Raw genomic sequence first — 13,831 nt, 5'->3', positions numbered from 1 at the left:
TGCCGCGCGGTCTCCCGGCGACTCCGGCGGCTCATGCCGGGTGCTGCGACCGCCGGTGCGCTTGCAGGACGGCCGTGAGGAGTCCCGGGAACAGCGCGTCGAGGTCGTCCTGGCGCAGCCGGCTCATCCGCGAGGTCCCCTCGTAGTGCTGGCGGATGACGCCGGCCTCGCGCAGCACCCGGAAGTGGTGGGTGGAGGTCGACTTGCTCACCGGCAGGGAGAAGGCGATGCAGGCCATCTCGCTGTGCCCGTCGGCCAGCTCCCGCACGATCCGCAGGCGCACGGGGTCGGCCAGCGCGTGCAGGACGGCCTCCAGGCGGATCTCCTCCCGTTCGGGGTGGGCCAGCCGGCGACCGGACGTGGTGGCTCGCTCGGTGGCGGACATCGGGACCTCCGTACTTGCGACTCATCCCACAAAGTACGAACGCCTTCGTAGTTTGACAAGTCTCGTAGTACGGTGCGTATCGTACAAGTCGTTGGTCGCATCGAGGCCCCGCGAGCCACGCCCCGACTACGAGGAGAACTTCTGGTGAGTGCCCTGTTCACGCCGTTCACGTTGCGGTCGTTGGAGATCCCCAACCGCGTGTGGATGTCGCCGATGTGCATGTACTCCGCCGCTGCCGACGGGGAGGACGTCGGTGCGCCGACGGACTTCCACCTCGCGCACCTGGCTTCCCGGGCCGTGGGCGGAGCGGGCCTGGTGGTGGTGGAGGCCACGGGGGTGCGGGCCGACGGCCGCATCAGCCCCTGGGACCTCGGCCTCTGGAACGACCGCCAGCAGCAGGCGTTCACCCGCGTCACCGACGCGATCCGCTCCCACGGCTCGGTGCCGGCCATCCAGCTCGCCCACGCCGGCCGCAAGGCCTCGGTCGACAAGCCGTGGCGGGGGAACCAGCCTCTGTCCGAGGACGGCGGGGGCTGGCAGCCCGTCGGGCCCAGCGCGGAGCCCTTCGCCCACCACCCCGTGCCGCACGAGCTGACCGCGGAGGAGATCCAGCAGCTGGTGCGCGACTTCGCCGAGTCGGCCCGGCGCGCGCTGGCCGCGGGCTTCCAGGTGGTCGAGCTGCACGGCGCCCACGGCTACCTGATCCACTCGTTCCTGTCGCCGGTGTCCAACAAGCGCACCGACGCCTACGGGGGATCGCTGGAGAACCGGCTGCGCTTCCCGCTGGAGGTCGTCGACGCCGTGCGGGCGGTGTGGCCGGACGAGCTGCCCCTCTTCTTCCGCACCTCGGCCACGGACTGGCTGAGCGAGAACCCCGCCGACCCGCGCGAGGGCTGGACCGGCGAGGACACCGTCCGCCTGGCCAAGGAGCTGCAGGCGCGCGGGGTGGACCTGATGGACGTGTCCACCGGCGGCCTGGTCGCCGACGCCGAGATCAAGCCCGCTCCCGGCTACCAGGTGCCGTTCGCCGCCCGGGTCCGCGACGAGGCCGGCATCTCCGCGGCGGCGGTGGGCCTGATCCTGGAGCCCGCGCAGGCCGAGGAGATCGTCTCCTCCGGTCGGGCGGACGCGGTCATGCTCGGTCGCCAGCTCCTGCGCGAGCCCTACTGGGCGCACCGCGCCGCCGAGGAGCTCGGTGAGCAGCCGCAGTGGCCCGACCAGTACGGCTACGCCGTCGCCCGCCGCAAGGCCGGCTGACAGCCTTGCCACGCCGGTCGGCCGGGCCCGCAGGGGGCACCGGCCGGCCGGCGGGCGTGTCGTCCCGCGCTCGCATGAGGTCGTATCCGCGCGCCGCGGCGCAGAGTAGAGGTGCTCCACCAGCTCCACGTGCAACGGCTCGCGCATTCACCACGGGGCGCCAGGACGCGGCCCGGCTGGCCGAGCTCGCGGTCGATGCGGTGCTCGACCGGCTGGAAGCCGGGCGCACCGAAGCCAGGAAGGTGACGCTGGCACCGCGGCTCATCGTGCGCGGCACGACGGCCCCTCCGGCTTGAGGGTCCCTCAGGCTTGACGGGGACTTCGGCTGACGGTGACTCTGGCCGACGGCGCATCTGCCCGGCGGCACTGTCCGACGGTGGTTCTGGTCTGGCGATGGCTCTGCTCTGGGTGGCTCCACTCTGGTGGCGTATCTGGCCTGGCGGCTCTGTCGAGGCGCTTATTCCGTCCTGACGGCAAGAGCCCGCCCGACCGTCCCGGCCGAGGAGCGCGAGCCCCATCCGGCTGCCGGGTTTCGCGATGGGCGTGGCGATCTTCGCGCAGTGGATCAGCAACGCCACCGTGGCGTTCACCTTCCCCATCCTCATCAGCGCGCTCGGTAGCAACCCCTTCCTCATCCTCGCGGTGATAAACGTCGCGACGTTCGTATTCCTGGTGAAGTACCACCCGGAGACGCGGGGACCGGCGTTGGTGAACTTGTCGTTGTTGCCGCCTGGCGAACTCGTTCGTGCGGGGGAGTGGAAGAAACCGGCAGACCGTGTTGCTGGTCCGGACCTTGCAGTCACTTCCGTCGATTCGTTTCTGCTTCCCCTTGAACCGACTGGTTTTCCGCGGTCCGGTGTGCGGAGAACCAGGACCAAGTCCCTTGTCCGACGGTTGCTTTCCACTAGCGTTGGCGGCAGCAGAGCCGGTGTCGAGTGGGAATTTCGCGCGGAGCAGTTGTTTCTGATGACGGACGCACGCGCTGGGGGTCGTTCACATGCGCGTCGTGCCGTGCGCCAGAGTACGCGGCAGCTCCGCGCCGAGGTAGTGGGCCGGGCGGTTCTCCGGGAGAAGCTGCTGGAGGGCCTGCGGGGCAGGGTGATCGAGATCGGCGCCGGCCAGGGGCTGAACTTCATCCACTACCCGCCGGGCGTGGCGGAGTTGCTCGCGGTGGAACCGGACGACGTGCTGCGCGAGTTCGCCGCGGGTGCGGCCAGGGTCGCGCGCATCCCCGTCGATGTCGTGGCGGGAGAGGCCACCGCACTGCCGGCGGCGGACGCGTCGCGGGACGCCGCCGTCGTGAGCCTTCTGTTGTGCACGGTTCCGTCTCCCGAACGAGTCCTGGCCGAGGTGCGCCGCTGTCTGCGACCGGGCGGTGAACTGCGCTTCTACGAACACGTCCGGGCGCCGGGCCGCGTGGCACCCTACGTGCAGGACGCCGCCACCCCGCTGTGGATGCGCTGCTTCCGGGGGTGCCACCCCAACCGCGACGCGGAGTCGGCCATCCGCCGGGCGGGCTTCGACATCGTCGAGATCGAGCGCTTCAACGTCGGCACGACACCGCTCAACCCGGCGGCACCTCACATCCTCGGGCGGGCGATCCGGGGCTGAAGCGGCTGCGGACACGACCGGTAGCCCAGTGCATGGTCTGCAACGGCGGGGTGATCCTCCGCTACGCTCGCGGGCAACACCCGCCGAGAGCCCGGGGACGTCTGGGGTGCCGGGGCGGGGGCTCCGTCGGGAAGGCACGACCATGTCCGATGACTCCGGCCAGGCGCTGCGGCGGATGCGCGTTGCCGCGCGTCTGCCCCAAAGCCAAGCGGCCCTCCCCGCCTATGAGCCTGTGACCGCGGAGTACGTCAGCGAGCTTCGGTCGGGCATCGCGGAACTGGTCCGGCTGGACGGTCAGCACGGCGGCGTGGAGCTGGTTCCGTTGGCCGCGCGCATGTTCCGTGCGGCCTCCGCACGCCTCGCTGCCGGCCATCACCCGTCGTCGCTCGAGTCGGACTTCACGGCCACCGTCGCGGAACTCGGCGAGGTGGCCGGCTGGCTGGCGTTCGATGCCATGCGGCACGAGCGCGCTCGCTGCTTCAATCTGGAGGCGCTGCGCCTCGCCCGGTTGGTCGGCGACATCGGGATGGAGCTGTTCATCCTGGGCAACATGGCGTTGCAGGCCCAGGAGACGGGACAGGCGCGTGAAGCGCTGAGGACGGTGCGGCTCATGGAGCGGTTCCCGTTGAGCCCGCGGCTGCGGGTCATGGTCGCGTCGCGGCGTGCCCGTGCCGCGGCGGACCTCGGTGACGATCGATCGTTCGCGCTCATCCGGCGCGCCCAGGCCGAGGTGGACGACAGCGTGCACGCCACGGACCCGAAATGGACCTGGTGGGTCGATCGCCGCGAACTGCTGATCCACGAAGGCGGCATGTGGCGCGCGGCTGGAAACCCCGGCCGAGCGGTGGATCTCCACGCTTCGGCGTTGGAAGCCGTGCCACGCCATTACCGGTGGGCCTCCTACATCGGTGGCGCCATGCTCGTTGCGGCGCTCGTGGAAGCGCGATCGTGGGCGGAGGCCGAACGCGCCGCCAGCGACGTGGCGAAGCTGGTGCCGGAGGTGTCTTCGGCTCGGGCGTCGCGACGCCTGCGGGACGCCACCGGGACGGCGAGGCGCAACCGTGCCCCGAGCAGTCTGGAGGACATGCTCAACGCTCTCGCGGCGCAGTAGGAACGGCGCGAGGCACGAAAGCGGCGGTGTTCTCGGACATCCGGAGAACAGGCCGAGAGCGCACGCGCTCTCGGCCTGTCCAGCGGGCCACACGCTCGGTCAGGAAAGCTCTGCGAGCACGCGCTTCTTGATCTCGGGCACCGACAGCCCGTAGCGGTCGTGCAGCGTGGGCAACGCGCCCGCGGCGAGGAACTCGTCGGGGAGCCCGATCGGCACGATGCGCACGCCGGCTCCGGCGAAGGCCAGGCAGGACGCCACCGACTCGGCCAGGCCGCCGACGACGGTGTGGTTCTCCAGCGTCACCACGAGGCGGTCCCCGGCCGTCTCCCGCAGGATCGCCTCGCGGTCCAGCGGCTTGATCGTCGGCACGTGCAGCACCGCCACGTCGACGTGGTCGTTCTCCAGCTCCGCGGCCGCGGTCAGGGCGCGCATGGTCATCAGCCCCGTGGAGATCATCAGCACGTCGCGGCCGGTCCGCAGCTCCGCTGCCTTGCCGAGCTCGAAGCGGTAGTCGTACTCGTCGAGCACGGTCGCTACCGAACCGCGCAGCAGCCGCAGGTAGGTCGGCCCCGGCGCGTCGGCCAGCGCGGGCACCGCCTGTTCGATGTCGACCGAGTCGCACGGGTCCACGATGGTCAGCCCCGGCATGCCGCGCAGGATCGCCAGGTCCTCGGTCGCCTGGTGGCTCGGGCCGTACCCGGTGGTGAGGCCGGGCAGACCGCCCACGACGTTGACGTTCAGCCCGGGCTCGGCGATGTCCAGGCACAGGAAGTCGTAGGCGCGGCGGGTGGCGAACACCGAGTAGGTCGAGGCGAAGGGCACCAGCCCCACCTCGGCCATCCCGGCCGCCGCGCCCAGCATCGCCTGTTCGGCCATGCCCATCTGGAAGAACCGGTCGGGGTGGGCCTCCCGGAAGATGTGCATGTCGGTGTACTTGGCCAGGTCCGCGGACAGGCCCACGACTTCCGGCCGCTGCTCGGCCAGCCGCGACAGGGCGTGCCCGAAGGGTGCGCTGGTCGTCTTCTGCCCTTCGTCCACGAAGGACGCGATCATGGCCGAGGTGGTGAGCCTCCTGCCGGTGGTCGTCATGCCCCGACCTCCTCGAGTTGTTCGCGAGCGAGCTGCCACTCGTGCTCTTCGACCCGCATGAAGTGCGCTTTCTCCCGTGCCTCCAGGAAAGGCACGCCTCGCCCGACCTGCGTGTCGCAGACGAGCACCGACGGGGAACCGCGGTGCTCTCGCAGCTCGTCGAGCGCGGCGACCAGCGCGGCGACGTCGTTGCCGTCGACGCGCAGCGCGTGCCACCCGAAGGCCCGCCACTTGTCGGCGACCGGCTCGGTGCGCAGCACGCCGGCGGTCGGGCCGTCCGCCTGCAGGGCGTTGACGTCGACGATCGCGGTCAGGTTGTCCAGACCGTGGTGCGTGGCGGCGAGGGCCGCCTCCCACGTCGAGCCCTCGTCGAGCTCGCCGTCGGAGAGCAGGTTGAACACCCGCGCCGGGTTCCGCTGGTGGCGCAGGCCGATCGCCATCCCGGTGGCCACGCCCAGGCCGTGCCCCAGTGAGCCGCCGGAGATCTCCATGCCGGGGGTGTAGCTGGCCATTCCCGACATGGGCAGCCGCGAACCGTCCGACCCGTAGGTCTCCAGCTCCTCGACGTCGAGGACACCGGCCTCGGCCAGCGCCGCGTACAGGGCGATCGCGTAGTGGCCGATGGAGAGCAGGAACCGGTCGCGCTCGGGCCACTCCGGATCCTCGGGGCGGTGGCGGAGCTGGTCCGAGTACACGACCGCCAGGATGTCGGCGACACCGAGGGCCTGGGCGATGTATCCCTGCCCCTGCACCTCGCCCATGTTGAGCGCGTGCAGCCGGATGCGGCGGGCGGCCTCTCGCAGCGCTCGAATTCGATCAGACAACGGCATTCTCCTTGTCGCCGATCCAGCCGGCCATCGGAATCTCCTTGATCGGGAGGACGCTCGATGTTGAGTGTTAACAGTCGAGTGTTGGGAGTCGATGCTAGACGTCGCACGGGGCGTGTCAAGGGGGGAGAGCTTGGCCGCGGTGCCGACGGTGCTGTCCGCCTTCGTGGGTGTCGGGCTGGCCTGCGAGCCCGGGGCCAGCGGCCGAGTGCGGCTAGTTCGTGCTGGTCAACAGTTCGACCGCGGCGGACATGTGCTCCTTGAGCACGGCTGTCGCGCCCTCGGCGTCGCCGCGCTCGATCGCCTCGACGATCGGGCGGTGGTGGGCCGCGGACATGAGCGTGCTGCGATTCTCGACGGCCGCGCTCATCACCACGACCCGGATCGGGCCTTCGAGGTGGCGCCAGGTGTCCAGCAGCACGGAGTTGCCGGACAGCTCGCACAGCAGCGCGTGGAAGGACAGGTCGGCCTCGATCCGCTCGGGCAGGTCGTCGTTGCCGGCTTCCAGCTTCTCGAGCGCGGCGGTCAGCTCCGCGACGGCGTTCGCGTGCCTCGGCGACTGGACGATCTCGGCGACCGCCAGGCCCTCGAGCGCGCCGCGCACGCGGAACAGTTCGTGCACCTGCTCGCGGGAAAGGCTGCGCACGCGCAGCATTCCGCGCATGCCCGGCGTGACCAGGCCTTCCTGCTGGAGGTGGCGCAGTGCCTCGCGCACGGTCCCGCGGCTGATGGAGAGCCGTGAGGCGATCTCGACCTCGCCGAGGTGGTCGCCCGGGCGGTAGTGCCCGGAGAGGATCGCCGAACGAAGTGCCACCAGTGCGCGCTCGCGCAGCGTCTTGCGATCCAGACTGTGCAATGCCTCTTCCGCCACGACCCGATGATAGCCGTCTGTCGACAGTCAACCGCACGCCCGGCGGTCAGGTGGCACAGCGGTGCCGGCTCTCGCGCGTCCGGCCGCGGCGAACGGTGAGGTCGTGGCGTGCCATCGGCGGAGGAGATCAACAGCGAGGCCATGTGGTCGCCGGCAGTTCGTGCCTGGCGTGCCGGCTTGGCCTCCGATCGGCTCTTGACCGCGATTGTGTTACCGCTAACACTCGTCTCCAGCCGAACGCGCGAAGGGAGCCGGTTGGTGGTCAGGCGGTCTGGCGGCACGTCCGAGCCGGAGCCTCTCCCGGCGGGGCGGCCGCCCTCGCTCGCCGATGTGGCGGCGCTGGCCGGGGTGTCGCACATGACGGTGTCCCGGGTGGTCAACGGTGCGGGCCCGGTGCGCGCCGACACCCGTCGCCGGGTGCTGGACGCGATCGACCACCTCGGGTACCGGCCGAACTCCCTCGCTCGCGGGCTGGCCACGGGCCGGTCGCGAACCCTGGGCGTCGTCGCGCTCGACTCGGTCCTCTACGGGCCGGCGAGCACGCTGTTCGGGGTCGAGAACGCCGCGCGGGAGGCGGGCTACGGCGTGTCGGTCGCCAGCGTCAGCGCTCCCGAGCGGTCCCTGATCGTCGACGCCGTGGACAGCCTGCGCCGGCAGGGCGTCGAGGGGGCGGTGGTCATCGCGCCGCACGTCGCGGCAGGACGTGCGCTGGAGACCGCTCCCCGCGACGTTCCGCTCGTCGCGGTGGCCGACACCGACGAGGCGCCGGTGCCGGTGGTGGCGGTGGACCAGCGCGACGGTGCGCGCCGGGCGACCGAGCACCTGCTGGCGCTCGGGCACGAGACGGTGTGGCACATCGCGGGCCCGCACGGCTGGCTGGAGACGCAGGTGCGAGAAGAGGGCTGGCGCGCCGTGCTCTCCGGTCGCGGTGCGGCCGAACCTCCGGTGCTGCGCGGGGACTGGAGCCCGCGGTCCGGTTACGAGATCGGGAAGGAGCTGATCGGCCGCGACGGGGCTGACGCGGTGTTCGTGGCCAACGACCAGATGGCGCTCGGCCTGCTGCGCGCGCTGTCGGAGGCGGGGAGGAGGGTTCCCGACGACGTGCGCGTCGCCGGGTTCGACGACGTCCCCGAAGCGGCCTACTTCTCGCCGCCGCTCACCACGGTGCGGCAGGACTTCCTCTCCCTGGGCCGCAAGACCTTCGAACGGTTGCTCGGCCGGATCGAGGGCCGGGAGACGCCCGCGCGTTCGGTGGTGCCGGCAGAGCTGATCGTGCGCGAAAGCACGGGAATGCGGAAACGCTGACGGCGGTGTGCCGCTGACGCGACCGCGTCATCGGAACTTCGTTGTCGGCAACCGGAACCCTTGCGCCACCATTGCGCAGGGGGTAGTTCCTGGTGCGCCAATTTCCTTCTATGTCAACGAAATCGGGGCCAGGAAAACGCGATCAGCGGTATTGACCGGGACAAGGTGCTCGCGTACGTTCCGAACAACGTCCGAGATATCGAACGTGAGCTCCCGGGTTGCGGCACCACCTCCGCCGACGAAGACGAGGAAACGTCGACCATGCACACACTTGCCGACGGCTTGCGCCTGTCGATGAACTGGCTGGACAACCTGATCCTGGTCATCTACTTCGCCGTGGTGCTGGGAATCGCCTTCGCGGCGAAGCGAAGCGTCAACAACAGCCTGGACTTCTTCCTGTCCGGGCGGTCCCTGCCGGCGTGGGTGACCGGGCTGGCCTTCGTCTCGGCGAACCTCGGCGCTACCGAGATCCTGGGCATGGCCGCCAACGGCGCCCAGTACGGCGCCTACACCGTGCACTGGTACCTGATCGGCGCGATCCCGGCGATGGTGTTCCTGGGCCTGGTGATGATGCCGTTCTACTACAACTCGAAGGTGCGCAGCGTCCCGGAGTTCCTGCTGCTGCGGTTCAGCCGGTCCTCGCACCTGCTCAGCGCCGTCATCTTCGCCGTCGCCTCCGTGCTGATCGCGGGCGTGAACCTGTACGCGCTGGCCATCGTCCTGCGCGCGCTGCTCGGATGGCCGCTGCCGCTGTCGATCGTGGTCGCCGGGGTGTTCGTGCTGGCCTACATCGTCATCGGCGGACTGTCCTCGGCGATCTACAACGAGGTCCTGCAGTTCTTCGTCATCGTGGCCGCGCTGGTTCCGCTGACGGTGCTGGGACTGGTGCGCGTCGGCGGCGTGGACGGGTTCGTCGACAAGGTGGTCGCCGGTCCCGGTGCGGACTTCCTGACCGCGTGGGGCGGCACCGGCTTCGGGCAGGACAACCCGCTCGGCGCGAACTGGCTGACCATCACCCTGGGGCTCGGGTTCGCGGTGTCCTTCGGCTACTGGACGACGAACTTCGCCGAAGTGCAGCGCTCCCTGTCGGCCAGGAACCTCTCGGCGGCCAGGAGAACTCCGCTGATCGCGGCGTTCCCGAAGATGTTCATCCCGCTGATCGTGGTGCTGCCCGGGATCATCGCGCTGCTGGTGGAGCCGACGATCGGGCAGGCGGGCAGCGGCTACGACTACAACGACGCGATCCCGCTGCTGATGCGCGACCTGCTGCCCAGCGGCGTGCTCGGGCTCGCGGTGACCGGCCTGATGGCCTCCTTCATGGCGGGCATGGCCGCGAACGTGTCGAGCTTCAACACGGTGTTCACCACCGACATCTGGCAGGCCTACATCAGGCCCCGCATGCCCGACGCCCACTACCTGCGGGTCGGGCGGGTCATCACCGCCGTGGGCGTGCTGGTCGGCATGGGCACGGCGTTCATCGCCGCGTCGTTCAGCAACATCATGAACTACATGCAGACCCTGTTCTCGTTCTTCAACGTCCCGCTGTTCGCGACGTTCATCCTCGCGCTGTTCTGGAAGCGCATGACAGCGAAGGCCGGGTTCTGGGGGCTGCTGCTGGGAACTCTCGCGCCGATTTCCTTCTACCTGGCCTACAAGGGCGGGTTCGTGCCGATCAGCACCGACCAGGGCGCGAACATGATCTCCTCGATCATCGCCTTCGCGGTGGACGTCGCGGTCAGCGTGCCGATCGCGCTCGCGACCGCGCCCAAGACGGACGCGGAGCTGGAGGGCCTGGTCTACAGCCGGGCGGTCGCGCGCGGCGCCGGGGAAGCGGCGCCCGGCGACGGCGCCTGGTACCGGCGGCCGGCGCTGCTGGGGTGGAGCGCCATGGTGCTCGCCGCGCTCTGCTACGTCCCGTTCTCGTTGTGAGCACGCTCGATTCCGAACACCGGAGGGTGAGAAATGCCGGAAGACGACCGCTCCGCCAGCGTCGCGGAGCTGGAGGCGCAGTCGGCTACCGCGGCCAAGCTGTTCGACGTCCGCACGGTGATCGGCGGGCTGTTCCTGGTCTACGGCCTGCTGATCGGCGCCGCCGGGTTGTTCCCGGACGAGGCCGGACTGGCCAAGTCGCAGGGCATCAACATCAACCTGTGGACCGGCCTGGCGATGCTGGTCGTGGGCGGCCTGTTCGTGCTGTGGCTGCTGTTGCGCCCGCTCAGGCACGACACCGGCGGGAAGGAGACCGGCAGTGCGGAAAACCCGTAAGTTCCTGCGGTCGCTGGGAATGCCCCAGGGCGATGCGGCCGCGACGAGCGCGAAGCGCTTCCCCGACGGAGCGCAGTACCGGGTGGAGATCCCGAGCACCGAAGGCCCCGAGGTGCTCGAGGCGGTGCTCGACGAGGCGGTGCGCCGAGACGTCGTGGTGCACCGCGTCTCCCAGGGCAGCGGCGCAATGCTGCTCACCGACGGCGAACTGCGCGGCATGGCCGTCTCGGCCGCCGGACGTTCGGTCGAGCTGAGCCTGTTCGCCAGGCCGCTGGCGGGCTGGGACACCGGTGCGATGGCACTGGCACCCGGGGGCGGCCCGGTCGCCGCGCAGGCGCGTGGCACCGAGCAGCTCGTCCACGTGCTCGAGGACGTCCGCCGGACCGCCGAGGCCGGGATCCGGTCCGTGCTGATCACCGACCTCGGCGTGCTGGAGGTGGCGGCGAAGATGCGCGCGCAGGGCGACCTCCCGCCCGAAATGCGGTTCAAGATCAGCGTTCAGATGGGGCCGGCCAACCCGGTCTCCGTGCGCATCGCCGAGGACCTCGGCGCCGACAGCTACAACGTGCCGACCGACCTCAGCGCCGGCCAGCTGGCGTCGATCCGCGCGGTCACCGACCTGCGGCTGGACGTCTACGTCGAGTCACCCGACGACATGGGCGGGTTCGTCCGCCACCACGAGATCGCCGAGATCGTGCGGGTGGCCGCTCCCGTGTACGTCAAGTTCGGCCTGCGCAACGCCCCGAACATCTACCCCGGCGGAACGCACCTGACGTCCACGGCGGTGGCGCTGGCCCGGGAGCGGGTGCGCCGCGCCCAGATCGGCCTCGGCCTGCTCGACCGCTACGCGCCCGAGGCGAAGGCGTCGCCCCTGCCGGCCGACGACCTGGCCGTCCCGCGCCCGTGAAAACCGGAAGGCAGCACATGAGGATCACCCACGTCGACTCGTTCGTCCTGGGCACGCCGTGGCGGGACCTGACCTACGTCCGGGTTCGCACCGACGAGGGTCTCGTCGGTGTCGGCGAGACCCGGATGCTCGGCCACACCGAGGCCCTGCGCGGATATCTGCGCGAGGCCGCCGAGCGGCACGTGGTCGGCTCGGACCCCTTCGACATCGAGTCCCTGGTGTGGCGGATGAAGCACGGCGACTACGGCCGCGCGGGCGAGATCGCGATGTCGGGCATCGCCTGCGTCGAGATGGCCTGCTGGGACATCATCGGCAAGGCCCTCGGCCAGCCGGTCTGGCGGTTGCTCGGCGGCAAGGTCCGCGACCGCGTCAAGGCCTACGCCAACGGCTGGTACACCGTCGAGCGCACCCCGGAGGAGTTCCACGGCGCCGCACGGCGTGTCGTGGAGCGCGGCTACCGGGCGTTGAAGTTCGACCCGTTCGGGTTCGGCAGGTGGGAGCTGGAGCCCGCCGAGCGGCGCCGTTCGGTGGAGCTGGTGGAGGCGGTGCGCGACGCCGTCGGCCCGGACGTGGAGGTCCTGGTCGAGATGCACGGCAGGTTCACCCCCGCCGAGGCGGTGCGCATCGCGGGCGAGCTGGGCCGCTTCGACCCGGGCTGGATCGAGGAACCGGTACCGCCGGAGAACTTCGAGGCGCTGTCCAAGGTCGCCCGCCAGGTGGGCGTTCCCGTGGCCACCGGGGAGCGCGTCCACGACCGCATCGAGTACCGGGAGCTGTTCGCCCGCCAGGCCGCCGACGTCATCCAGCCCGACATCGGGCACTTCGGCGGCATCCTCGAGACCCGCAAGGTCGCCGCCACCGCCGAGACGCACTACGTCCTGGTGGCGCCGCACAACGTCGGTGGTGCCGTGCTGACCGCCGCGAACCTGCACCTGGCGGCGGTGGCGACCAACTTCAAGATCCAGGAGCACTTCAACGACTTCGCCGACCAGCACGTCAAGCGGGCCGCCCCGGGCCTGCCGGAGGTGGTCGACGGGTACTTCGCGCTGCCGGAGGCACCGGGGCTGGGCGTCGAGCTGGACGTCGACTTCGTTCGCGAACACCCACCGGCGGGTGCGCATTTCGACCTCTACGCAGAGGACTGGCAGTTCCGCGGGACCAAGGGATCCGAATGACACCGCGCGCAGTCGTCATCGACAGCCCCGGGCACCTGCGGGTCCAACCCACCGAGCCGCGCCCGCCCGGTCCGGGAGAAGCGCTCGTGCGGGTGGCGTGGAGCGGCATCTGCGGCTCGGACCGCGAGGTGTTCACCGGGCGGCGTCCGGCCGAGTTCGTCCGCTACCCCGTGGTTCCCGGCCACGAGTGGTCGGGAACGGTCGTCGAGGTCGGCGCGGACGTGGCGGGCGATCTGGCCGGCCGGCACGTCGTGGGTGAGGGCTTCCGCAACTGCCAGGTGTGCGAGGCGTGCCGCCGGGGCCAGAACAACCTGTGCAGCGGCGGCTACGACGAAACCGGCTTCACCCGGCCGGGAGCGTGGGCCGACCACCTCACGCTCCCGGCGCGGCTGCTGCACGTGCTGCCGGAGAACGCCGACCTGCGGGTCGCCGCGGTGCTCGAACCGGCCGCGTGCGTGGCCGAAGCGTGCCTGAAGCTGGCCACCGAGACCGGCGAGCGGGTCGCGGTCGTGGGCGGGGGCGGCCTGGGATTGCTGGCCACCCAGCTTCTCGCGGCGGCCTCACCGGCGGAACTGGTCGTCGTCGACCCCGAGCCCGCTCGTGCGGACCTGGCGACCGAGTGCGGTGCCACGACCTGGACCAGTCCGGAGGACGCGCCTGGCCTCTTCGGCCGTTTCGACGCGGTCCTCGAAGCCGCCGGGGCCCCTGGGACGGCGGATCTGGCGACCAGGCTGGCGAGAAGCGGCGGCAGGGTCGTGCTGACCGGTGTTCCCGCCGGCGACGAACGTTCGTTGTCGCCGAGCCACCTGCTGCTCTCCCAGATCACCTTGCACACGGTCTTCGGCGCCCCCTCTCGCGCCTGGACCCACGCGGTGCGTGCGTTCGCCTGCGGTCTGCTCGATCCGGCGCGGATCATCAGCCGCGAGTTCGCTCTCGACGACGCCGCCGAGGCGTTGCGCGTTCTCGGTGCCGAGCGGAAGCGGACGGTGAAGGTGCTGCTGCGTCCCTGACTTCGCATTGGAGGATTT

The 13,831-nt window shown here is 70.7% G+C and carries 14 protein-coding genes; 10 read left to right on the top strand and 4 right to left on the bottom strand.

From position 1 onward, the window contains the following. Positions 1-31 precede the first annotated feature (31 nt). On the bottom strand, positions 32-385 hold the full coding sequence (locus SACE_RS21120) for an ArsR/SmtB family transcription factor (RefSeq protein WP_009942858.1): 354 nt from the start codon (positions 383-385) through the stop codon (positions 32-34). Positions 386-529: 144 nt separating this feature from the next. Here SACE_RS21120 and SACE_RS21115 point away from each other — a divergent pair, with 144 nt between their 5' ends. The 4 genes from SACE_RS21115 (at position 530) to SACE_RS21105 (ending at position 4,364) form a co-directional block, all read left to right on the top strand. Beyond that, entirely contained in the window at positions 530-1,642 is a 1,113-nt protein-coding gene (locus SACE_RS21115; RefSeq protein ID WP_009942859.1) for an NADH:flavin oxidoreductase/NADH oxidase, read from the top strand. Between the two features lie 74 nt (positions 1,643-1,716). Continuing rightward, positions 1,717-1,938 (top strand): substrate-binding domain-containing protein, encoded by a 222-nt coding sequence (locus SACE_RS36665; RefSeq protein ID WP_081468230.1) that lies wholly within the window; start codon positions 1,717-1,719, stop codon positions 1,936-1,938. Between the two features lie 241 nt (positions 1,939-2,179). Next, entirely contained in the window at positions 2,180-3,253 is a 1,074-nt protein-coding gene (locus SACE_RS39405) for a class I SAM-dependent methyltransferase (RefSeq protein WP_143538183.1), read from the top strand. A gap of 142 nt (positions 3,254-3,395) precedes the next feature. Further along, complete coding sequence (locus SACE_RS21105; protein WP_231849716.1) at positions 3,396-4,364, top strand: NsdA family TPR-like regulatory protein; 969 nt, start codon at positions 3,396-3,398, stop codon at positions 4,362-4,364. Between the two features lie 99 nt (positions 4,365-4,463). Here the strand turns inward: SACE_RS21105 and SACE_RS21100 are convergent, their stop codons facing one another. The 3 genes from SACE_RS21100 to SACE_RS21090 form a co-directional block, all read right to left on the bottom strand. Next, the gene (locus SACE_RS21100; RefSeq protein WP_009942863.1) at positions 4,464-5,453 is read right to left on the bottom strand and encodes a transketolase family protein; all 990 of its coding nucleotides are present in this window, start codon (positions 5,451-5,453) and stop codon (positions 4,464-4,466) included. After that, a complete protein-coding gene (locus tag SACE_RS21095; RefSeq protein ID WP_009942865.1) occupies positions 5,450-6,283 on the bottom strand; it encodes a transketolase in 834 nt (277 codons plus the stop codon). Before SACE_RS21095 ends, SACE_RS21100 begins: the two co-directional genes overlap by 4 nt. Before the next feature lie 211 nt (positions 6,284-6,494). After that, on the bottom strand, positions 6,495-7,151 hold the full coding sequence (locus SACE_RS21090; protein WP_031334443.1) for a GntR family transcriptional regulator: 657 nt from the start codon (positions 7,149-7,151) through the stop codon (positions 6,495-6,497). Between the two features lie 258 nt (positions 7,152-7,409). Between SACE_RS21090 and SACE_RS21085 the strand changes: the two genes are divergently transcribed. The 6 genes from SACE_RS21085 (at position 7,410) to SACE_RS21060 (ending at position 13,813) form a co-directional block, all read left to right on the top strand. Beyond that, positions 7,410-8,456, top strand: a complete 1,047-nt coding sequence (locus SACE_RS21085; RefSeq protein WP_011874316.1) for a LacI family DNA-binding transcriptional regulator — start codon at positions 7,410-7,412, stop codon at positions 8,454-8,456. Positions 8,457-8,717: 261 nt separating this feature from the next. Further along, positions 8,718-10,385, top strand: a complete 1,668-nt coding sequence (locus SACE_RS21080) for a sodium:solute symporter family protein (RefSeq protein WP_011874315.1) — start codon at positions 8,718-8,720, stop codon at positions 10,383-10,385. A gap of 33 nt (positions 10,386-10,418) precedes the next feature. Then, positions 10,419-10,721 (top strand): hypothetical protein, encoded by a 303-nt coding sequence (locus SACE_RS21075; protein ID WP_009942869.1) that lies wholly within the window; start codon positions 10,419-10,421, stop codon positions 10,719-10,721. A gap of 19 nt (positions 10,722-10,740) precedes the next feature. Next, positions 10,741-11,628, top strand: a complete 888-nt coding sequence (locus tag SACE_RS21070; RefSeq protein WP_009942870.1) for a U32 family peptidase — start codon at positions 10,741-10,743, stop codon at positions 11,626-11,628. Between the two features lie 17 nt (positions 11,629-11,645). Next, positions 11,646-12,803: a mandelate racemase/muconate lactonizing enzyme family protein gene (locus tag SACE_RS21065; protein WP_009942871.1), complete on the top strand. Its 1,158-nt coding sequence runs from the start codon at positions 11,646-11,648 to the stop codon at positions 12,801-12,803. Beyond that, a complete protein-coding gene (locus SACE_RS21060) occupies positions 12,800-13,813 on the top strand; it encodes a zinc-dependent alcohol dehydrogenase (protein WP_009942873.1) in 1,014 nt (337 codons plus the stop codon). Before SACE_RS21065 ends, SACE_RS21060 begins: the two co-directional genes overlap by 4 nt. The last annotated feature ends 18 nt before the right edge of the window (positions 13,814-13,831 follow it).

Origin of the sequence: Saccharopolyspora erythraea NRRL 2338 (genome assembly GCF_000062885.1) — a bacterium.
GTDB lineage: Bacteria > Actinomycetota > Actinomycetes > Mycobacteriales > Pseudonocardiaceae > Saccharopolyspora_D > Saccharopolyspora_D erythraea.
The sequence above is the reverse complement of the archived record's forward strand: the minus strand, read 5'-3'. Positions and strand labels throughout refer to the sequence as shown.

Excerpts from the sequence above, each read along its gene's own strand:
- SACE_RS21120 (WP_009942858.1), bottom strand. The coding sequence starts at position 385 with ATGTCCGCCACCGAGCGAGCCACCACGTCCGGTCGCCGGCTGGCCCAC.
- SACE_RS36665 (WP_081468230.1), top strand. The coding sequence starts at position 1,717 with ATGAGGTCGTATCCGCGCGCCGCGGCGCAGAGTAGAGGTGCTCCACCA.
- SACE_RS39405 (WP_143538183.1), top strand. The coding sequence starts at position 2,180 with ATGGGCGTGGCGATCTTCGCGCAGTGGATCAGCAACGCCACCGTGGCG.
- SACE_RS21105 (WP_231849716.1), top strand. The coding sequence starts at position 3,396 with ATGTCCGATGACTCCGGCCAGGCGCTGCGGCGGATGCGCGTTGCCGCG.
- SACE_RS21100 (WP_009942863.1), bottom strand. The coding sequence starts at position 5,453 with ATGACGACCACCGGCAGGAGGCTCACCACCTCGGCCATGATCGCGTCC.
- SACE_RS21095 (WP_009942865.1), bottom strand. The coding sequence starts at position 6,283 with ATGCCGTTGTCTGATCGAATTCGAGCGCTGCGAGAGGCCGCCCGCCGC.
- SACE_RS21080 (WP_011874315.1), top strand. The coding sequence starts at position 8,718 with ATGCACACACTTGCCGACGGCTTGCGCCTGTCGATGAACTGGCTGGAC.
- SACE_RS21075 (WP_009942869.1), top strand. The coding sequence starts at position 10,419 with ATGCCGGAAGACGACCGCTCCGCCAGCGTCGCGGAGCTGGAGGCGCAG.
- SACE_RS21070 (WP_009942870.1), top strand. The coding sequence starts at position 10,741 with ATGCCCCAGGGCGATGCGGCCGCGACGAGCGCGAAGCGCTTCCCCGAC.
- SACE_RS21065 (WP_009942871.1), top strand. The coding sequence starts at position 11,646 with ATGAGGATCACCCACGTCGACTCGTTCGTCCTGGGCACGCCGTGGCGG.
- SACE_RS21060 (WP_009942873.1), top strand. The coding sequence starts at position 12,800 with ATGACACCGCGCGCAGTCGTCATCGACAGCCCCGGGCACCTGCGGGTC.